The 19,877-nt window shown below is 62.5% G+C and carries 15 protein-coding genes and 1 pseudogene; 7 read left to right on the top strand and 9 right to left on the bottom strand.

All coding sequences use genetic code 11. The annotated features are described in order from the left end of the window. Together E1742_RS02415 and tssA are read left to right on the top strand one after the other, a co-directional pair. On the top strand, positions 1 to 798 hold the full coding sequence (locus E1742_RS02415) for an OmpA family protein (RefSeq protein WP_134383391.1): 798 nt from the start codon (positions 1 to 3) through the stop codon (positions 796 to 798). Positions 799 to 830: 32 nt separating this feature from the next. Then, the gene (gene tssA / locus E1742_RS02410; protein ID WP_134383390.1) at positions 831 to 1,859 is read left to right on the top strand and encodes a type VI secretion system protein TssA; all 1,029 of its coding nucleotides are present in this window, start codon (positions 831 to 833) and stop codon (positions 1,857 to 1,859) included. A 220-nt stretch (positions 1,860 to 2,079) separates the two neighbouring features. Here tssA and E1742_RS02405 read toward each other — a convergent pair whose 3' ends face one another. From E1742_RS02405 to E1742_RS26570, 9 genes and pseudogenes are all read right to left on the bottom strand, one after another. Continuing rightward, on the bottom strand, positions 2,080 to 2,655 hold the full coding sequence (locus E1742_RS02405; RefSeq protein WP_134383389.1) for a hypothetical protein: 576 nt from the start codon (positions 2,653 to 2,655) through the stop codon (positions 2,080 to 2,082). Between the two features lie 99 nt (positions 2,656 to 2,754). Then, positions 2,755 to 5,424 (bottom strand): type VI secretion system ATPase TssH, encoded by a 2,670-nt coding sequence (tssH, locus tag E1742_RS02400; RefSeq protein ID WP_134383388.1) that lies wholly within the window; start codon positions 5,422 to 5,424, stop codon positions 2,755 to 2,757. Between the two features lie 13 nt (positions 5,425 to 5,437). Continuing rightward, positions 5,438 to 6,520: a type VI secretion system baseplate subunit TssG gene (gene tssG, locus E1742_RS02395; RefSeq protein WP_134383387.1), complete on the bottom strand. Its 1,083-nt coding sequence runs from the start codon at positions 6,518 to 6,520 to the stop codon at positions 5,438 to 5,440. Further along, positions 6,484 to 8,328: a type VI secretion system baseplate subunit TssF gene (tssF, locus tag E1742_RS02390; RefSeq protein WP_134383386.1), complete on the bottom strand. Its 1,845-nt coding sequence runs from the start codon at positions 8,326 to 8,328 to the stop codon at positions 6,484 to 6,486. Before tssF ends, tssG begins: the two co-directional genes overlap by 37 nt. A gap of 2 nt (positions 8,329 to 8,330) precedes the next feature. Then, positions 8,331 to 8,818: pseudogene (gene tssE, locus E1742_RS02385) on the bottom strand (type VI secretion system baseplate subunit TssE). A 43-nt stretch (positions 8,819 to 8,861) separates the two neighbouring features. After that, on the bottom strand, positions 8,862 to 9,353 hold the full coding sequence (locus E1742_RS02380; RefSeq protein ID WP_134383384.1) for an Hcp family type VI secretion system effector: 492 nt from the start codon (positions 9,351 to 9,353) through the stop codon (positions 8,862 to 8,864). 43 nt (positions 9,354 to 9,396) lie between these two features. Further along, positions 9,397 to 10,893, bottom strand: a complete 1,497-nt coding sequence (gene tssC / locus E1742_RS02375; protein WP_134383382.1) for a type VI secretion system contractile sheath large subunit — start codon at positions 10,891 to 10,893, stop codon at positions 9,397 to 9,399. 2 nt (positions 10,894 to 10,895) lie between these two features. After that, positions 10,896 to 11,399, bottom strand: a complete 504-nt coding sequence (gene tssB, locus E1742_RS02370) for a type VI secretion system contractile sheath small subunit (RefSeq protein WP_134383380.1) — start codon at positions 11,397 to 11,399, stop codon at positions 10,896 to 10,898. Between the two features lie 106 nt (positions 11,400 to 11,505). Next, positions 11,506 to 12,105: a tetratricopeptide repeat protein gene (locus E1742_RS26570; protein WP_229466454.1), complete on the bottom strand. Its 600-nt coding sequence runs from the start codon at positions 12,103 to 12,105 to the stop codon at positions 11,506 to 11,508. Positions 12,106 to 12,373: 268 nt separating this feature from the next. On the opposite strand from E1742_RS26570, the gene tssK reads away from it, so the two are divergent. Genes tssK through E1742_RS02340 form a run of 5 tightly spaced genes read left to right on the top strand, consistent with a single transcriptional unit; the run spans position 12,374 to position 19,809 of the window. Next, positions 12,374 to 13,717 carry a type VI secretion system baseplate subunit TssK gene (tssK, locus tag E1742_RS02360; protein WP_134383378.1) on the top strand — a complete coding sequence of 448 codons (1,344 nt, stop codon included), beginning with the start codon at positions 12,374 to 12,376 and terminating at the stop codon, positions 13,715 to 13,717. Between the two features lie 59 nt (positions 13,718 to 13,776). Further along, the gene (gene icmH, locus E1742_RS02355; RefSeq protein WP_134383376.1) at positions 13,777 to 14,541 is read left to right on the top strand and encodes a type IVB secretion system protein IcmH/DotU; all 765 of its coding nucleotides are present in this window, start codon (positions 13,777 to 13,779) and stop codon (positions 14,539 to 14,541) included. Continuing rightward, positions 14,541 to 17,312, top strand: a complete 2,772-nt coding sequence (locus tag E1742_RS02350; RefSeq protein ID WP_134383374.1) for a type VI secretion system Vgr family protein — start codon at positions 14,541 to 14,543, stop codon at positions 17,310 to 17,312. Before icmH ends, E1742_RS02350 begins: the two co-directional genes overlap by 1 nt. Then, on the top strand, positions 17,312 to 18,775 hold the full coding sequence (locus E1742_RS02345) for a hypothetical protein (RefSeq protein WP_134383372.1): 1,464 nt from the start codon (positions 17,312 to 17,314) through the stop codon (positions 18,773 to 18,775). Before E1742_RS02350 ends, E1742_RS02345 begins: the two co-directional genes overlap by 1 nt. Next, a complete protein-coding gene (locus E1742_RS02340) occupies positions 18,772 to 19,809 on the top strand; it encodes a hypothetical protein (RefSeq protein ID WP_134383370.1) in 1,038 nt (345 codons plus the stop codon). The genes E1742_RS02345 and E1742_RS02340 overlap by 4 nt, the downstream gene beginning before the upstream one ends. Positions 19,810 to 19,877: the final 68 nt, after the last annotated feature.

Genomic DNA, 19,877 nt, shown 5'->3' with positions numbered 1-19,877 from the left:
ATGCGATTCATCCCTACCATTGCCGCCGCCGCGGCATTCGGACTGGGCGGCTTTGGCGCCGCCGCCGTTGCGCAGAACGTGGCCCCTGCCCTGGCCACGCCCGAGCCGGGCCAGGTCACCGTCAGCGGCACCGTGCCCGACGAGGCCAGCAAGGCCGCCGTGCTGGGCAAGCTGCGCGAACTGTACGGCGCCGACAGGGTCGTCGACCAGATCGCCGTCGGCCCCGTCGCGATGCCGGCCAACTGGAACGGCTACGTGCAGAAGCTGATTACCCCGGACCTGAAGCAGATCACCAAGGGCCAGCTGAAAATCGACGGCAATACCGTCAGCCTGCGCGGCGAGGTCGCCAACGAGGCGCTGCGCCAGCGCATCGCCAGCAATGTCGCCACCAGCCTGAATCCCACCTACACCGTCAACAACGGGCTGCGCGTCTCGGCCGCCGACCAGGCGCTGCTGGACAACACCCTGGCCAACCGCACGGTGGAATTCGAAAGCGGCAAGGCGACGCTGACGCCGGCCGGCAAGGCCATCGTCGACGAGATGCTGGCTGCGCTGCTGAAGATGAAGGGCCGCAAGGTCGAGATCATCGGCCACACGGACAGCGCCGGTCTGCGCACGTCGAACCTGGCGCTGAGCCAGGCGCGCGCCGACACGGTCAAGGCTTATTTTGCCAGCCATGGCCTGGACGGCGACCTGCTGACGGCCACGGGCCAGGGCCCGGACCGTCCGATCGCCAGCAACGACACCGCCGACGGCCGTGCGCGCAACCGCCGCATCGAGTTCCGCGTCTCCCAATAAATCGCATCCATCGTTTACTTTGCAGAGGACCCATGTTCACAGCCGAACAGCTATTAATCCCCATCAGCGACAGCAAGCCATGCGGCGAGGATATGGCGTTCTCCGCCGAGCTGGACGCCATCGCCCACGCGCGCAAGTTCGACGATCCGTCGCTGGCGCAAGGCGCCTGGGAGACGGACCTGAAGGAAGCCGACTGGGACTTCGTTGTCACGCGCTGCGTCAAGCTGCTGGCCGAGAAGAGCAAGGACCTGCGCCTGGCCGTCTGGCTGACCGAGGCCGCCGCGAAGCAGCATCAACTGCGCGGCCTGGCAGAGGGCTACCGCCTGCTGGCCGGCCTGTGCGAGCAGTTCTGGGACCTGGGCCTGTATCCGGAAGCCGAAGGCGGCGACAACGACCAGCGCATCGGCAACCTGTCGTGGATCCTGGCGCGCACGCGCACCCTGATCCGTGAAATGCCGCTGACGGAAGGCCGCAATTCCGGCTATTCGACGATCGACTTCGAAGCGGCGCGCAAGCGTGCCGGCGACGAGAACGACCAGTCCGGCCTGCCGAAGCTGGCCGATATGGAAGCGGCCAAGGCACGCAGCTCGCCGTCGTTCCGCACCCAGTTCACGCAGGACGCGCAGTACTGCATGGACGCGCTGCTCCAGCTGGAAAAAGCCGCGGATGCCCGCCTCGGCCAGGACAGCCCGGGCTTCTCGCAGGCGCGCGACGCCGTCGAAACGATGCTGCACGTGATGCCGGCACCAACCGTGCAGGCGGAAGTCGCGGACAGCCCCGCGCCCCAGGATGACAATGCCGGCGCCGTCGCTGCGCAGCAGACGAGCGGCGGCCAGGGCCAGAATGGCCCGATCCGCACGCGCGCCCAGGCGATTGCCCAGCTGCGCGCCGTGGCGCAGTACTTCCGCGAGACGGAGCCGCACAGCCCCGTGTCGTATTTTGCCGAAAAAGCGGCCGCCGTGGGCGAGCAGGACCTGCATACGTGGCTGCGTACCGTCGTCAAGGACCAGGCTTCGCTGGCGCATATCGAGGAGCTGCTGGGCGTGCCGCCGGCTTCCTGATCGCAGCCATGGCCGCGGTTGCGCGCCGCCAGGCAAGCGCTTCACATCTGCACAAGAGCCGCACCAGCGGCTCTTGTCGCTTTGCTCAGCGCTGCTGCGAATTTCTCGTGCCTGGGCCGGCACGGGTTTCACTTCGCCCCGGGCGGCCTGCGTGCGGCAGATATCGCGCAGTGGTTGAAAGCACGGCCGACAGGCGCAGATCCGATTCCTGACTGGACCGTTACTGCACCTGATATTTATAGTGCTCCGCCTTCAGCGGCACACCGGTGGGCGCCAGTCCGCTGGGCGTGCTGATGAAATGTGCGCCGGGCCTCAGGAACAGCACCGTCTGTCCCACCTCTCCCGTGGCGGCGTCGAGCAGCGTGGGTATCGATACGCTGGCGCCGAAGTAATGTACCTGGACCGCAAGGTAGTGCAGGCGGAGCATCTCATCGCGAAATTCGGTGGCGAAAGCGTCCAGCGAACCATTGGTATTGCAGATGCTGAGGACGATGTTGCGGTGCCTGCTCGGCAGGTGCGCGTCGAGCAGGCGCATGGCCAGGGCCGACGCGTCCAGCACATAACCTGTCAGTCCCGGATTATTGATGATCAGGTCGGTGCCCTGTCCATGCGCCAGGATATACAGCGTGTCGGCGCAATTTAGGCCGTCGAGCACGGGAGAGCCAGGGCTGTACACCCGGTTCTCGCATTGCGTGGCCCACGCCTGATTGCGGTAGGCCGCCTGCCACCGGGCCGCCATGCTGATCAGCTGTGCGTTTTGCTCACCCTGGGAAAACGGGATGAAAAGGGTATCCATCGCAGTACCTCCGTCAAATGAACGTGTCCGGCGATGCGCCGGACACTGTATTCGACTATACGCTACCGGAAAGCCCGACGCACGCTGCCGGATTACGGCTTACTTCACGGTGTACTTGAACTGTCCGTTCTTGCCCGCGCCGACCTTGATCTTCGCGATGGCCGCGCCTTCGGCCATCTTCGCCAGCACCGACTCCGCCACCTCCGGCAGCAAGGTGCCGTTGAGGATGTTGTCGACGTTGCGGGCGCCCGAGTCCACTTCCGTGCAGCGTGCCAGCACGGCTTCCACCAGCGCCTCGTCGTAGCTGAATTCGGCCTTGTGGTTGACGGCGATGCGCTGTTTGATCTTGTTCAGCTTCAGTTCGATGATCTCGACCAGCACGTCGTCGCTGATTGGGAAATACGGGATCACCTTCAGGCGGCCCAGGAACGCCGGCTTGAACTGCTTCATCAGCACCGGGCGCACCAGTTCCTCCAGCTGCTCCGGCGTCGGCATCTCCTCGACCGGCTTGTTCAGGCATGCCCCCATCAGCTGGGACGAGCCGATGTTCGACGTCAGGATGATGATCGTATTCTTGAAGTCGATCTCGCGGCCTTCGGCGTCGTCCATCACGCCCTTGTCGAACGCCTGGAAGAACAGCTCCATCACGTCCGGATGGGCCTTTTCCACTTCGTCGAGCAGCACGACGCTGTACGGATTGCGGCGCACCGCTTCCGTCAGCACGCCGCCTTCGCCATAGCCCACGTAGCCCGGTGGCGAGCCTTTCAGGCCGGAGACGCTGTGCGCTTCCTGGTATTCGCTCATGTTGATCGTCACCAGCTTGCGCTCGCCGCCGTACAGCACGTCCGCCAGGGCCAGCGCTGTTTCGGTCTTGCCGACGCCGGACGGGCCGACGAACAGGAACACGCCCTTCGGCTTGTTCGGGTCGTCCAGGTTGGCGCGCGACGTGCGCACGCGCTGCGCCACCGCTTCGATCGCATGCGACTGGCCCAGCACGCGCTGCTGCAGCAGGTCCTTCAGGTTCAGCACCGTCTTGATTTCGTCCTTAACCATCTTGCCCAGCGGGATGCCGGTCCAGCCGGCGACGATCTCGGCGACCACGTGGCCGTCCACCTGGACGGGCACCATCGGTGTCTCGCCCTGCAGCGCGCGCAGTTCCGCCTGCAGCGCGTCGACATCCTTGCGCACGCTCGGATCGACCTTATTGTCAGCTCCTTCGCCACCTTCCAGCACCACGCGGGCCGCCTTGATCTTTTCGGTCAGCTCCTTTTCCTTCTCCCAGCGCACGGCCAGCGCCGTGTGCTCTTCCTGCGCTGCCTTGCGGGCCGCATCGAGCTCCTTCAGGCGCGCCGTGTGGGCGCTGCCACCGCCGGCCTGCTCGCGCTGCAGGGATGCCGCCTCGGCATCCATCCGCTCCAGCTTGCGGGCCAGCGTCTCGATCAGCGCCGGCGTGGCGTTCTGGCCGAGTGCCACCTTGGCGCAGGCCGTATCGAGCACGCTGATGGCCTTGTCCGGCAGCTGGCGGCCGGAGATGTAGCGGTGCGACAGGCGCACCGCTTCCGTGATCGCCTCGTCGTAGACGCGCACGTTGAAGTGCTTTTCCATCAGCGGCGCCATCCCGCGCAGCATGGCGCAGGCCAGTTCCTCGCTCGGCTCTTCCACCTTGACGACCTGGAAGCGCCGCGCCAGTGCGGCGTCCTTCTCGAAATACTTCTTGTACTCGCCCCATGTGGTGGCGGCGATCGTGCGCAGCTCGCCGCGCGCCAGCGCGGGTTTCAGCAGATTGGCCGCGTCGTTCTGGCCGGCCTGGCCGCCGGCGCCGATCATCGTGTGCGCCTCGTCGATGAACAGGATGATCGGTTGCGGGCTTTTCTTGACTTCGTCGATGACGTTCTTCAGGCGGTTCTCGAACTCGCCCTTGACGCTGGCGCCGGCCTGCAGCAGGCCCATGTCCAGCGTGTGGATCTCGACGCCACGCAGCACGTCCGGCACGTCGTCCTGGGCAATGCGCAACGCAAGGCCCTCGACCACGGCCGTTTTGCCGACGCCCGCCTCGCCGGTCAGGATCGGGTTGTTCTGGCGGCGGCGCATCAGGATGTCGATGGCCTGGCGGATTTCCAGGTCGCGGCCGATGACGGGATCGACCTTGCCGTCGCGCGCGCGCTGCGTCAGGTTCGTCGTGAACTGGTCCAGTGCCGGCGTCTTCGTGCCCGCCTTGGCCTGCAGTTCGCCGACCGGGTCGCCGCCCGCATCGGCCGAACCTTCGGCCGCCGGCATGGCGACGGCTTCCTGCGAGCCCGCGGTAACCTTGTCCAGCTTGTGCTTGATCTGTTCCAGGTCGAATTTGGCGAACAGCTTCGAGCTGCGTGCCGCCAGCTGCGACAGTTCCGGCTCCGTCAGCAGCGCCTGCAGGATGTGGCCGCTGCGGATCTGCGCCTGCTGGCCCGCGCGCAGGTCCAGGGAGGCGATCAGCCAGGCGTGCTCGAACAGCTTGGGCATGCGCTCGGAGAAGACAGGCGTGCGGCTGTTGCCGTTCTTGAAGCGCGACACTTCCGACTGCAGGTCCGCTTCCAGCATCGCCAGGCTGATGCCGTTCTGGCGCGCGATGACGACGAAGTCGCTGGCCGGCTGCTCGAGCAGGGCCAGGAAGAAGTGCTCGATATCGACTTCGTAATGACCCAGCGAGACGCAGATGCTGGCCGCGCGGGTGGCGGCCGTGCGGCTCGTGTCGTTCAGTTTTCCGATCAGCGTTTTCAGGTTGATGCTCATGTTTTTCCCTAGTTTATAGCGCGTGAATTTCGTAGCGCACGTCGGCGCGATCCTGTGTTTCGGTACCGGCAACGAGGAAGCTGTCCCATCCCAGCCGCCCGCCGACGCGGTGTTCTTCCAGCCGCACGCCGCAGACGTCGGCGGCGCGCAGTATCAGCTCCACTTCATATTCCAGCGACAGTCCCGTGAACATCGTCAGCATCTCGCGCAGCGCGCGCGCGGCGCGCCCGCCCGGCAGGAACGACTCGTACGCCGCCAGGTCGAGCGGACCGATTCTCAGGCGCAGGCGCAAATCGCGCTGCCACACCCGCGCGCCCGCCATTGCGCCCGCACCCAGCACGGCATTGTTCATGCCCAGCATGGTCTGCTGCTCTTGCGGCACGTCATACCAGTGCCCCACGAACTGCTCGGCGCGGATGTCCTGGTTAAAGTACTCGGACAGCACGCGGGCGATCTGCACGCTCGACGCGGGCCGCTGGCGAATCGCCGTGGCAAAATACGCCAGCGATTCGTCCAGCACACCTTCGCCGTGATCCGACAGGCGCTTGCGCAGCGAAAAATTGCCCATGCCGGCCAGCGACATCAGGAGCGGCAGGAAGTTGTCCTTGCCGTCGATCTCGTACTTCAGCTCCAGCCGGTACTTGCGCCAGGCTTCGTAGAACAGGGCCAGCGCGCGGTTGGAAAACGTGTCCAGGAAAGCGCGCGGCCCCTCGTCCTTTTCATACAGGCCGTGGGCGGCGATGCGCTCCGTATAGTGCGCCGGCAGGGTGCCGCTGCTGCCCAAAAAACCCATGAACGTGGGCGTGATGCGAATGTACTTCAGCTGCGCGGACTGCAGCGCGGCGGCCAGCGCGCGGCGATCCGTCGCCACGTCGCGCGGCTCCGGCTGCAGCGCTTCCAGTTCGCTGGGCGGGAAGCTCAGCGACGTGGAATTCTGGAAGCGCAGGAAGTTGGCGACGGCCCCCTCGCCCGGGGCGCCGCGGCGCTTCAGCCACAGTTCCAGCATCCGCACCGCCTGGAAGTATTCGAAGCGGTACGGCTCGGCGAACAGCCGCTCGATTACAGCAGGCTCAAATCGCCGCTTCGCGGGGTGCATCGCAACAGCTCCTCTCCGTTTTTGTTCGATACGATCACCAGCTGGGTAAAGCTGTTGGCGTGCACGTACAGGCCCAGGAAGCGCTCGACGATATGGGCGAACGCGTGGATGCCGCTGCCGACGAACGCTTCTTCGTCGATCGTCAGGCGCACCTCGATGCCGCGTACCAGGCAGGCGAACGGATTCCCCGCCAGCCATGCCGTCGCGGCCTTGTGCGCCACCGACATGATGCCGCCGATCTGCCGCTGCGACGCCGGCGAGCGTGGCAGGTCGTACAGGGTCAGCATCTCGCGGAACGCGTCGATGCCGCCATCGGTCAGCGACAGGTGGTTGAGCGACAGGTGCGAGATCAGGCGCCAGTGCGCGCCGCGCCCGCGTTCGAAGCGGTGCGACGGCGTCGGCTTGCGTAGGAAGGAGATGCTGCGCACGCTGGAGCCGCCTTCGAGGAACAGGTCGCCGCCGCGCAGGCCGTAGCTGAGCATCGCCGGCAGGTCGCGGTTGGTGCATGTCAGTTCGATCGACAGCGTATCGGTCTCCACGTCCGCCGGATCGAAGTCGATGTCGACGATCGACAGCTGCGTTTCATAACCGGGGCTCTTCTCCGCCACGATATCGTCGCGCCGCACGATCCAGTAATGGCCGTTCTTTTCCGGCGTCTGGCCGTGCTTGAGCGAATAGAACGGGCGGAACTCCTGGATCGACTCGCCCTGGGGCGTCTGCCGCACCAGCTTGACGGAATCGATCGACTGTACCTCGTAGGCGAACGCGCGGCGCGCATCGGCCAGCACGGGATAGCTTGCGGTGGCATGCGTCAGCCGGATCGGTTCGCCGCGCTGGCGGAACAGGTTGACGACGGGCGTGCAGCCCAGCAGCACGTTGTTGGTCGACAGCGTACCCAGGATGCGGGCCGTGTTCGAATCGGTGCGCATGCCGGACAACGCCAGGTGCAGCGTGATCGAACGGCAGCCGGACGGCAGCAGCGCGGCCAGCGCGCGCAGGTCGATGTCGAAGAAGTTGAACTTCTCGGGGAACGAAAAATATTCCGTCAGCAGGCGGTAGGCCGTGTGCGAGCGCGCCGAGAAATCGATCAGCGCCTCGTCTTCGTCGAAGCCGGCCGGCGTGACGGGGATCTTCTGCAAAGGGATCCAGCGGCCGTTGCCGTCCGCTTCCGCATAGGCGCAGACGCCGCGCATGAACAGCGCATCGCGCAGTGCGGCGCAGAACGACGGTTCGCCGTCGATGAACACGCGCAGCTTCGGCAGATTCAGTTGCGGCACCGAGACCTGCGCGGACGTGCTGGAAATCGTCAGGCTGATACTCGACGTGGCGTTCGGCGGCGTGCGCGTCGCTTCGGGCGCATCGATGATCGCGGCGAACGATGCGGCGGTGAGGGCCAGCGGCGCGATGGTGACGGGGTAAGCGGTGCGGAACGTGCAGACGGCGCCACGCACGGGGCGCGTCGTCAGCTGCGTCCCGCGCGGGATCTCGCTCGCGGCCGTCAGCTGCGCCGCGGCGCCGGAGAAGTCCATCCGGGCGATCGAGCACGAGGGAAACGGCCGCAGGTAATGCGGGTACAGCACCTCGAAGAGTGCTTCGGTGAATTCCGGGTAATCGTCGTCGAGCCGCTTGGCGATGCGCGAATTGAGCAGCGCAAACGATTCGATCATGCGTTCGATGTGCGGGTCTTCGCACACCTCGCCGCCGATCAGCAGACGACCGGCGATTTTCGGATAGCGTTCGGAAAACTCGCGCGAATAGCGGCGCAAGAATCCCAGCTCCCGTTCGTAATACGGTAATAACTGGTCCAACGTTAAGCTCCCGGCGCCGCCACGCGGCGTGCCTTGCTGATGGTGTAGTGCAGGCTGGACGGCTGCAACACCGCATCGAAGTTGACCGGCTCATGGGCCGTGCTGACCACCAGCAGCGCCGTGATGGCGAAGTTCAGGCGGTTGACGGAATCGGCGCGCAGCTCCAGGCTGGCCTGCACGTTGCGCAGGCGCGGCTCATGGCGCGCAATGGACTGTTCCAGGCAGCGGCAGATATAGGCACGGTCGTCGGCGCTCGAAAGCGACAAGCCTGCGAAATCCTGCAGGCCATACGTCGCGATCGAGCGTCCGCATTCGGGATACTGTTTCAGGAGTCCTTCCGGAATCACGGTCCGCGTGTTGAGCAGCGCTTCCAGATCGCGCGCAACCGAGTCTTTCAACTCCTCGATCGACATGCGCGAGACCGTCCCACCCCAGCGTTGGCCCGTGTATCCATCAGCCGGTCGAACAGACCCGGCGTAAACCCCTTCATCGGTATCCCTTCAGATCAGATTGTCAACAGCGCGAGTGCGCTATCAAGCAACCTTGTTTGCCGACAGGTCCCAGCCGCCGGACGTGTTGCCGCCCGTGCCGCCGCCGACTTTCTGCTGGGTGTACTTCCACTTGACTTTGGAGTACTTGATCGAGACTTCTTCGGTCAGGATGTTGCCTTGCTCGACCGATGGAGAAACGTTGCTGATCAGCACGTTTTCCAGTTCGATCTCGAAATACTTGACGCGATCGCCCTGGCCGTCAGCGCGCATGAATTCCAGCTTTGCTTTCGGGATGGTTTTACCGGACGAGCAGGTTTGCAGCAGCACTGGGGTTGCCAGGTCAGCCAGCTTCGAGACGACGATGTCTTTGTGCTCGGTACGCTCGGCGGTGTGGCCGCCACCGGTCGACGCGGTGGCCGATTTCGGTTGCAGGACTTCCCACTGAACGCTCTTGACCTCGATCCAGTCCTTGTGCGTGGTGTCGGCGGATTCGCCTTTGATGCCGTCGATTTGCAGGTAGACGTCGATTGCCATGGTGTTCCTTTCAGTTGTGATGGTAATTAAAACGTTGGTCTTTTTAAGTCTTGGTCGATGCTGGAAGCTCCGCGACCAAACGGAGGGAAACGGACAGCTCGTCGAGCTGGAAGTGCGGACGCAGGAACGACACGGCGCGGTACACGCCGGGACGGCCAGGCACTTCGGAAACTTGTACGGACGCTTCGCGCAGCGGGAACTGGGCCTTCTGTTCCTGGCTGGCGTTATCGTCCAGCAGCACGTACTGGGTCAGCCAGCGGTTCAGGAAGTCCTCGACGTTGGACGCGGCGGCAAAGCTGCCGATCTTGTCGCGCATCATGGCCTTCATGTAGTGCGCGATGCGCGACACGGCGAAGATGTACTGCAGCTGCGCGGACAGCACGGCGTTCGCGTTGGCGGCATCGTTGTTGTACTTGCGCGGTTTCTGCGCCGACTGGGCGCCGAAGAACGCGGCGTAGTCGGTGTTCTTGCAGTGGACCAGGGAGATGAAGCCCAGGTCGGACAGTTCCTTCTCGCGACGGTCGGTGATGGCGATCTCGGTCGGGCATTTCAGCGCGACTTCGCCTTCGTCCGTCTTGAAGGTGTGGGTCGGCAGGTCTTCGACCAGGCCGCCGCCTTCGACCCCGCGGATCGCCGCGCACCAGCCGTAGTCCTCGAACGCGGCCGTCAGCTTCGTGCCGAACGCGTAGGCGGCGTTACACCACAGGTATTTGTGGTGGTCGGTGCCGTCCACGTCCTCGACGAAGTTGAAGCCTTCCGTCGTGGCGCCGTCGGCCGGGTTGAACGGCATGCGGCCCAGGAAACGCGGCAGGGTCAGGCCGACGTAGCGCGAGTCTTCCGATTCGCGGAACGACTTCCACTTCGCGTATTCGACGGTGTCGAACACCTTCGACAGGTCGCGCGGCTTGCCCAGTTCGGCGTAGCTCTCCAGGCCGAACAGCTCGGGCGAGGCCGACGAGATGAACGGCGCATGCGCGGCCGCGGCCACGTGCGACATCTGCTCGATGAAGTACATGTCTTCGGGCTGGCGGGTGATCTCGAAATCGCCCAGCAGCGCGCCAAACGGTGCGCCGCCGAAGGTGCCGAATTCTTCTTCGTAGACCTTCTTGAACATCGTGCTCTGGTCGAATTCCAGCGCGCTCTGGAAATCCTTCACCAGTTCGCGCTTGGTCGCGTTGAGCATCTTGATCTTCAGGTTCTGGCTCGTGGCGCTGTTACGCACCAGGTAGTTCAGGCCCGTCCAGCTGCTTTCCAGTTTCTGGAATTCGGGCGCGTGCATCACGGCCGACAGCTGCGCCGAGATCAGGCGGTCCAGTTCGGCGACGCGGGCGTCGATCGTGGCGGCCAGGTTATCGGAAACGACAACGGTGCCCTCCATGACCTGGCTGACCAGTTCGGAAATCAGGTCCTTGGCACGCGCGTGTTCGGCGCTGGACTTGGCGACCTTGCTCTGCTCGACGATCTGGTCCAGCAGGCCAAGTTCAGCGGACTGCGCGTCGGTGGTGGAAGTGGCGGCGGTTTGAGTGGCTTGTGCGGACATGATCACTCTTTCGTGGTTTGCTGGCCCAGTTCGGCCAATTTCTCGGTGCTGTTCAGGACGTCGTTGAGGAGGTCTTCCAGCTTGTCGTTGCCGGCCAGCTTGTTGCGCAGGTCGGCCAGCTTGGTGCGCGCTTCCAGCAGCTTTTTCAGCGGCTCGACCTGCTGCACGATAGCCTCGGGACGGAAGTCGTTCATTGATTTGAACGAAAGATCGACGGCGAACTCGCCGCCCTCGCCGGTCAGTTCGTTCTTGACGCGGTACGCCGCGCGCGGCTCGACGCCTTTCAGCACTTCATCGAAGTTGTCCTGGTCGATGGCGACGAAGCTGCGGTCCTTCAGGCGCTTCTGCGCCACTTCGGAATTGCCGCCGAAATCGCCGACGACGCCGACGACCATGGGCAGTTCCTTGTTTTCGATCGCATCGCCGATTTCCACGTCATAGGTCATCTGGACCCGCGGCGGACGAACCTTCTGCAGTTTTTTCTGGACGCTGGAGTTTTTTGACATGGGATGTCCCTATCTTTCGGTTGAATTCAAACGGGGCCCCGCGAAATCACCGGCGACGCCAGGCAGAGTAGCCAGCGCGCCGTGTATTCGCGGGTTGTCCAAACATTTACTGCAGCAGGTCAAACGGGGTCTCGACCTTCTTCTTGGTGTTCTTGGTATTCGAAGGCTTGACTGCCTTGGTGTTGCGCGGCGGCGGGCCGGCCGGCGTTGCCGGCGTGGCCACCAGTACGGTCTCGCCCAGCGTCTCGCGCAGCAGCTTGGCCAGCTCGGTCGCGTCCGTGCGCGTCGTGCCGCTCAGGTTGTTCTGACGGCTCAGCACGCCCAGCGCGCTGGTCGACAGGCGCAGCCCGCTGATGGCGATGATGCTGTTGGCCAGCAAGTCGTTGGGGTCGCGCACCAGCACTTCCTGGGCGTTAACGATCGCATCGCCGTATTGGCCCGCATCGAAGCGGGTCTGCGCGATGCTGGCCCACGGCGCCTTGTCGGTCGGGTACGCTGCCGCAGCCTGCTTCCACAGGGCAACGGCTTGTTCCTTCTGGCCAGTCGTGCTGGCGGCGGTGGCTTTGCTTAGCAGCTCATCCATGGTGGGGACTGCGGCCTTGGTGGCGCTCACCGGATCGGTGGTCGCGCAGGCGGTCAGGGTTGCTGCGCAAACTGCTGCGCCGATAAAACGGCCGATGCGGCCAAACTGTGTAACGGTTGTCATTGCTGCCCTCAAACTAGCTCATCAAGAATGCTTATTATATAATTATAACCAAGAGACTCAACCTTATCAGTAATTTATTATTGAAGGGTCATAAGGGTATATGACCGGAGCCCCTTCAATTCTCTCCAATAATCACGGAAACCACAGATTTTTTAATGGCCCGCGCAACCGATGCGCTGCAGGCATTGCCCAAAAATCTGGGTGGAAATGTTACCCTTCTGATAGTAGTAGTCAACGATGCACACGACCGACAAGGATGCGACGACGCATGAGTAGCAAAATACTTTGGGGTGATGGCCTGTTCCTGCGCCCGCAGCACTTCCAGCAGCAGGACCAGTACCACGAACACCGCCTGCATGAAAGCGTGCAGGTGTTGCATCCATATGCCTGGGGTGTCGACACGCTGCAGATCGACCGCGATGCGCTCGGCAACAACGCCCTGCGCCTGCTCGAGCTGTCGCTGCGCTTCCAGGATGGCGAGCTGTACAGCGCACCGGGCCTGGACGACCTGCCTGACACGGTGGACCTGAGCCAGCTGCCGGCCGGTGGCCAGAGCGTCACGTTCTATGTCGCCCTGCCCGCCTTCAAGCCATTCGGCGGCAACTTCGGCGATGCCAGTGCCCCCGGCGGCAATGCCGTGCGCTTCCAGCAGACGAATCGCGACACGCCTGATCTATATACGCACGCGGCGTCGGCCCAGCTGTCCTATCTCAAGAAGACGGTGCGCCTCGTGTCGGAATTCGAACCGCGCGACTCCTACGTACACTTCCCCCTGCTGCGGCTGCGCCGTGCGGCCACCGGCGGCTTCGAGCTCGATGCCTCCTTCCTGGCGCCCAGCCTGTCCGTCAGGAGCGCGCCGCCGCTGTTCCATCAGCTGCGCCGCCTGCTGGACGCGCTGCAGGCCAAGGTCAGCGCGCTGTATGGCCACCACCGCGAGCCGAGCAAGAACGTGATCGAATTCCGGTCCGGCGACATGTCGTCGTTCTGGCTGCTGCACACGGCCAGTACCGCGTATGCGTCGCTGTCGCATTACTACCAGCATCCGTCGCTGCATCCGGAACGGCTGTACGAGCAATTGCTGTCGCTGGCCGGCGGCCTGATGACGTTCTCGAAAAGCTGGACCCTGGGCGACCTGCCGGCCTACAGCCATACCGACCCGGGGCCAGGCTTCGACACGCTGTACCAAATCATCCGCGAGCTGCTGGATACCGTGATTTCCTCGAAGTATTTCGCCATTGCGCTGCGCGAGGTCAAACCTTCGTACCACCACGGGATGCTCGATTCGCAGAAAATTGACGACAAGACGACGTTCTACCTGGCCGTCTCGGCCGAGCTGCCCGCCAGCGAGATCGTCGACCTGGTGCCGCTGCGTTTCAAGATCGGCGCACCCGACGACGTCGAAAAGTTCGTGCTGTCGGCAATGCCCGGCGTGCGTCTGCAGCACGCGCCGCAAGTGCCCGCCGCCGTGCCGGTGCGTCCCGATGCCGTTTACTTCTCGATCGAAGCGCGCGGCCAGATGTACGAGCGCATGCTGCAGGCCCAGTCGATTTCGATCTACGTCCCGGGCGGGATGCAGGACCTGAAACTGGACCTGGTGGCGGTAACGTCATGACCGGTGCACGCTGACCGCAGCAAGCCGCACTGAATTACGCATAGAGGAATATTGACAAGATGAGTACCACCACAGCACCTTCCCTGATGGGGGGCGCCGCCCCAGCCGCGGCGCACGCCGCGCCGCAAACCCTGCTCGACCTGATGTATGACGGCTTCTATGCGCTGTTCATGCTCAAGAACGGCAACGGCCCCGCCGACGACGGTGAGTTCGCCCGCAAGATGACGCAGTTCCTGGACGACTTCGGCCGCGCCGCAAAAAAACAGGACATCGCCGCCGACGATATCGACGCCGCAAAGTATGCGTTCTGCGCCGCCGTGGACGAGATCATCCTGCGCTCCTCGTTTGCCGTGCGCGATGCGTGGGAACGCCGCCCGCTGCAACTGGTGCTGTTCGGCGACCAGCTGGCCGGCGAGAACTTCTTCAACCGCCTGGAAAACCTGCGCGCCCGCGGCAGTGCGCACGTACAGGCGCTGGAAGTGTTCCATATGTGCCTGCTGCTGGGCTTCCAGGGCCGCTACATCCTGGAAGGCTCGGAAAAGCTGAACTACCTGACCTCGCGCCTCGGCGACGAGATCGCGCACATGAAGGGCAAGCGTGGCGGCTTCGCGCCGCACGCGGAGCGGCCGGACCAGGTCAGGCACAAGCTGCGCAGCGACCTGCCGGTCTGGGTCATGTGCTCGGTCTTCGCGTTGATCTCGGTGCTGGGCTACCTGGGTCTGCGCACGACGCTGTCGCACAACACTGAAAACCGCATGAACGCTTATAGCGACGTCGTGAAAATGGCGCCGCGCGCCGCCAACCTGACCATTACGCTGCCCTGATGGAACTGCTGGCACAAATCACCTCGGTGCTGTTCGGCACCGGGCTCTCGCAGCATGCCCGCCTGATCACGCTTGCCAGCGCGCAGGAAGGCGCGCTGCCGGAATCGCTGATGGCGGAGCGTTTCACGGGCCGCGAAGCCGTCAACGAACTGTATGCCTTCGACGTCGACGCGCTGAGCGTATCGACCGACCTGGATCTGGATGAATTCATCGGCGAAGAGCTGACCATCACCGTGCTGCAGCCGGACGGCAGCCGCCGCGCATGGCACGGCCTGTGCACGGAAGCGGCCTGGCTCGGCGCGGACGGCGGCGTGGCACGTTACCGCCTGCGCCTGGAGCCGGCGCTGTCGCTGCTGCGCCTGCGCCGCGACAGCTACATCTTCCAGGACAAGACGGTGCAGGACATCGTCACCGAACTGCTGGCCGATTATCCGCAGCTGCGCTTCGACTTCGACGTCACGCAGGAACAGCTGCCGCGCACCATCTGCACGCAGTACCGCGAAAGCGACCTGGAATTCCTCACCCGCCTCTTGGCCTCCGAGGGCCTGAACTGGCGCTTCGAACACGACCAGCCCGATGACGCGAGCCAGGACGGCCACGCGCGCCACAAGCTCGTCATCTTCGACGCGGCCGCGCAGGCACCGGACACACCGGGCGGCGCGGAGCTGCGCTTCCACGGCATGCGTGCCACCGACACGGACGACGCCATCGACCGCTTCGCGGCCAGGCGCCGCGTGCAGGCCAACGCCGTTTCCATCAGCAGCTGGGATCCGGCACAGTTGCTAGCGCCGTCGGCCGAACAGACGTCCAGCCTGGACGCCGGCGAGCTGCCCACGCTGGCCATCTACGACGGCAGCGGAGAGAGAATCGCCAGCGGTACCGATACCGGCGCGGCAGCCGATCCGCACAGCCGCCTGATGCTGCAGGCGCTGGAGCTGGACAACAAACTGTTCGAAGGCGCCGGCGCCGTGCGCCGCCTGGCAGCGGGCCACAAGTTCGCGCTGACGCAGCACGACCGCTACCCCGACGGCGACAACGGCTTCACGGTGCTGTGGGTCGAGCACGAGGCACGCAACAACTTCCAGCCGCAGATCAAATCTGTTGGTAGTGTTTTAGCGGAAGGCACTTACCGCAACACGTTCGGCTGCGTGCGCGACACCGTCGCCATCGTCCCGCAGGCCGCCGCCAAGCCCACGCCATCGACGGCCCTGGGCCCGCAAACGGCACTGGTGGTCGGCATCGCCGACGCCGTCGCGCACACCACGCGCGACCACCACGTGCGCATCCAGTTCGCGTGGCAGCGTGGCGCCGGCGCCAACGCCGGCGGCATGACGCACAACACCGACGAAGACGGTAACGCGCCCGGCGACGAACGCTCCGGCACGTGGGTGCGCGTGGCCGAAGCGCTGGCAGGCCCGAACTGGGGCAGCCAGTTCGGGCCACGCATCGGTACCGAGGTCCTCGTCGATTTCATCGAAGGCGACATGGACCGCCCCGTCGTCGTCGCGCAGCTGTACACGGGCGCTGACACGCCGCCCTTCTCGGCCGGCGTCGACTCGGGCGCCAACCACCCCGGCACGCTGTCGGGCATCCACAGCCACAACTTCGACGGCGGCGGCTACAACCAGTGGCAGCTGGACGACACGCAGGGACAAGTGCGCATGCGCCTGGCCACCAGCAGTGCTGCGACGCAACTGAACCTCGGCTACTTGATCCACCAGGCGCCCTCCTCCTCGTCGCGCGGCGCCTACCGCGGCGCCGGCTTCGAGCTGCGCACGGACGCCTGGGCCGTCGTGCGCGGCGGCGAAGGCGTGCTGTTGACAACCTCCGCCCGCGCCGCACAAGGCAGCGGGGTCACGTCAACGCAGATGGATTCCGCCGAAGCGCTCCAGTCGCTCAAGTCGGCGCAGGAACTGGCACAGGCCATCGGCGACGCGGCCACCGCGCAGAACGCGCTGACCAGCAAGGAAGCCGCCACCGCGCACAAAGAGTTTATCTCGCTGCTCGATCCTAAGGAAAAGGGCAAGCACGCCGGCGCCGTCAATGGCCAGCAGGCCGCCAAAGCGACGCCAGGCTCACGCTCGCTGGACGCTGCGCAACCAGTGGAGAAGTTCGGCAGTCCGCTCGTCGTCATGGACTCTGCCGCCAGCATCAACTGGGCCACGCCCGCATCGACTGTGCTGTTCGCCGGCCAGCATCTGCGCTGGGTGTCGCAGAGCGACATGCAGATGACAGCCGCGCACACGGTGTCGTCCGTCGCCGCCAATGCCGCGTCGTTCTTCACGCACTCGGGCGGGATCCAGGCGTTTGCCGCGAATGGGCCGGTGTCGTTGCAGGCGCATACCGATCAGCTGGAGATCGTTGCCGACAAATCGGTGACCGTCATTTCCGTCAACGATTCCATCGAGATCAAGGCGAACCAGAAGATCGTGCTTCAGGCTGGGCAGTCTTCCATCACTTTGGAAGGCGGGGATATTACTTTTGCTTGTCCTGGGAACTTCACTGTGAAGGGTGGGCAGCATGTGTTTAATGGTGGCGCGAGTCAGCCGGCGGCGATGGCGAAGTTGCCGGATTCGCGGCTGAAGCTATTTGATGAGGCGTTCATTGTCAAAGATCCCGATGGGCAACCTGTAGCTGGGCTCCCCTATCGCATCAAGCTGCCCGACGGATCATTCGAGGCAGGTATAACTGATGAATTTGGCCGGACACATGTGGTGTCAGGCGCGGATCCTGACGAGCTGGAGCTCTATGTAAATCGAGGTGATATCTGATGGGCGAAAACGCTGTTTTACTGGGACGCTCAAGCAAAAGTCCGATTGACAATAAGAGACGAAAAGAGGTTATATTACCTGGGGCACGATCGAAGGACTTTATCTTGACCGCAAAATGTCGCATTCTAAACGTGGGATCAAGGATTGCGATTTCGGCAAAAGACTTGCCCGGGCAGCCCGGTGGCGTGTTTAACTGGACCACCAACAGCACTAAGATCCGTTTGATTAACTCGGTTGGCGGAACTTTGGCGGTTGAAGGTATTGACTTTGGCAGCGCACGAGATAGCGAGACAATCGTTTGCACCAGGACAGGCAGCGATGGTGTGATCAGCACGAAAACCGTTACACTGACAGTTGCCCGCGTAGCGTTCTTTCCGTCGAAAAAGCAGAAATACGGCTTCGACGATTTTGACACACCAACGGACTATACAGATGACCATGTCAGCGTTAAAAGTGGCGGCGAGACATTTATCAGGGTCGCCATCTTGGGTGGCGCGGTTGGCACTGACTTCTCGTTCGTGTGCGATGACTCAAGCTTGTGTAAAGCTGACGAAGTGCTTGAGAAAAATGCCTTTGATTTACGCATTAAGGCCGGAACCTTTGAGAAGGATAGTACTAACCTGCATGCGAAAGTTAAATGCCCCTCCGAAGATATCTTTGCTTCAGTGACCATTCACATTTACGCCGAGACGGTAATCAATATATCTGTGGCGAAAGTGGTTGATCGGCGCCATAAGGCCACAATGCTTAAGTATCCTGAGGCCGATTACCCCGAAGTGCAGGACCGTGCGAATGACTGGCTAAAAGAAGGTGTAGTCAGCTTCAAATTACGGAGCTATGACGGCAAAAACGAAGTCACGGATGTCCCGTACGACATTGATGGGAATGGCGAGCTGATATATGACATAAACAAAAACGGCGGCCCAGAGTTTGAGGTGATAAATAGCGCGATGCCCGCTAGAGCCGATACAGTTAGAGTGGTTGTTGTGCGATCAATGCGCTCAGTATACTATTTGCAGAGCCCGACCTATAAAGGTCAGTTATCTGTTGCTGTCAGGGGCAATCACATCTTTCTCGGTCCAATGACCCTGCGATCAGGAGAAACTACGGAGGAGGTTGAGGTCATTTCCAGAACCGGGAATATTGCTCAGCTGGCTAAGCCGCTAACGGCAGCCTATCCATCGGGATCTATCCTCGAGTTTGGTGCCGCAGCCTGGGCAAGCAACCCTATCATTATTGCAGAGGGCGAGTTGACGTTAGAGGAAGTTAAGAAGACCATCTTTCACGAAGTTGGTCATGTAGCGCTGAATTTGCCTGATGTTGAAGATACAGAAAATATCATGAATCACGAAGTCGGGCCAGAGGACCAGCGGCTGCGTTTTTGCCCTCGGAAACTTCGATATACGCCCGGTGTGACACAAAGCCAGTGGGAAGCAATCCCCCGTAGGATCGAACAGAAATGACACAATCCAACACCCGGGCCTACGTGTTTTCGTTAATTCTTGTTACAACTGCCTTATCGTCCTCAACGTCAGTATTCGGAGACAGCAACGTGCATACCACCGCAAGGGATTTTATTTCGCAATTTCGCGATGGCAGAGATTTCAACACGCGCAGCACGCTTTCAGCGCTAGTACGTGAAGGTGGTATTGACCCCTTTTCCCTTTCTCTTCTAACTCGGGAGTTGAGGGTAGGCGCGCCCCAGGTACGGCTAAACATTGTTCAGCTGCTTGCGGAGGTCGGGCTCCAGGCTGATACTGCATCCGCAAAGAAATTTCCCTTAATTAGGGATCCCCGGATTATACGCGCCTTACTCGTCGAAGGTTTCGCAAAAAATGATGCAGCAGCGACAGAAGCTGCGAAGACCCTGGCTGACCATTGCACACCCAGAGATTTGGCCGCATTTGGCGGCATATATTTAAATTCTCTGAAACGACTCCAGGGAGACTATCTTTATATTGCCGCCAAGGCCAAAACCTTAGAAGCTCTGCCATACGTTAACGAAATGGCAGGGCAACCTGAGTGGCAGGCACATCCACGTAACGTAAGGGCCGTTCAAGTTGCGCAAGCGGCGCTGGGAAATTCAGAAGTTGAAGATGCGCTCATGAAAGAGGTACGACATGCCGAGCAAACTATGCCACCCGCACCCCCAAATCGATTTTATGATGTCGGCTCCGCAAGGGATGGAACAGAGGTAGCAAAGAAAATTGCTGTATTGGGTTTAGTTGGGACAAAAGAGAGCCTTGTCTTTATATGTGGATATCTGCGCTCAACACTTAAGGCCTATGTGCCTCATGTAAACGAACGCTCAGTTCGATACGCGGCATTAGATGCGCTGCGATATAATTTCCCAGACGAGAGATTGCTTTACAATCCCGTGAAGCATGCGGACTGGGCTGCCGCCGAGCAGTTTTGCGTACAAAAGATCGGAGCGGCCTTTGATGGGCCAACACCTGATCTCCCCGCTGACGTAATTTACCCTCACCATATGCGGTAGCAAATGCGCAGGCTATGGCCGTGCTATGTGCCGCCTCTCAGGGTTGGAATCTGCAAGGCAACGATACC

This window comes from Pseudoduganella plicata (assembly GCF_004421005.1).
Taxonomy (GTDB): Bacteria; Pseudomonadota; Gammaproteobacteria; order Burkholderiales; family Burkholderiaceae_D; genus Rugamonas; species Rugamonas plicata.
The sequence above is the reverse complement of the archived record's forward strand: the minus strand, read 5'-3'. Positions and strand labels throughout refer to the sequence as shown.

Bases quoted from the DNA above. Each gene is read 5' to 3' on its own strand.
- E1742_RS02380 (WP_134383384.1), bottom strand. From the start codon at position 9,353: ATGGCAATCGACGTCTACCTGCAAATCGACGGCATCAAAGGCGAATCC.
- E1742_RS02405 (WP_134383389.1), bottom strand. From the start codon at position 2,655: ATGGATACCCTTTTCATCCCGTTTTCCCAGGGTGAGCAAAACGCACAG.
- E1742_RS02350 (WP_134383374.1), top strand. From the start codon at position 14,541: ATGGAACTGCTGGCACAAATCACCTCGGTGCTGTTCGGCACCGGGCTC.
- E1742_RS26570 (WP_229466454.1), bottom strand. From the start codon at position 12,105: ATGACAACCGTTACACAGTTTGGCCGCATCGGCCGTTTTATCGGCGCA.
- tssB (WP_134383380.1), bottom strand. From the start codon at position 11,399: ATGTCAAAAAACTCCAGCGTCCAGAAAAAACTGCAGAAGGTTCGTCCG.
- E1742_RS02415 (WP_134383391.1), top strand. From the start codon at position 1: ATGCGATTCATCCCTACCATTGCCGCCGCCGCGGCATTCGGACTGGGC.
- icmH (WP_134383376.1), top strand. From the start codon at position 13,777: ATGAGTACCACCACAGCACCTTCCCTGATGGGGGGCGCCGCCCCAGCC.
- tssC (WP_134383382.1), bottom strand. From the start codon at position 10,893: ATGTCCGCACAAGCCACTCAAACCGCCGCCACTTCCACCACCGACGCG.
- tssG (WP_134383387.1), bottom strand. From the start codon at position 6,520: ATGCACCCCGCGAAGCGGCGATTTGAGCCTGCTGTAATCGAGCGGCTG.
- tssK (WP_134383378.1), top strand. From the start codon at position 12,374: ATGAGTAGCAAAATACTTTGGGGTGATGGCCTGTTCCTGCGCCCGCAG.
- tssH (WP_134383388.1), bottom strand. From the start codon at position 5,424: ATGAGCATCAACCTGAAAACGCTGATCGGAAAACTGAACGACACGAGC.
- E1742_RS02345 (WP_134383372.1), top strand. From the start codon at position 17,312: ATGGGCGAAAACGCTGTTTTACTGGGACGCTCAAGCAAAAGTCCGATT.
- tssA (WP_134383390.1), top strand. From the start codon at position 831: ATGTTCACAGCCGAACAGCTATTAATCCCCATCAGCGACAGCAAGCCA.
- E1742_RS02340 (WP_134383370.1), top strand. From the start codon at position 18,772: ATGACACAATCCAACACCCGGGCCTACGTGTTTTCGTTAATTCTTGTT.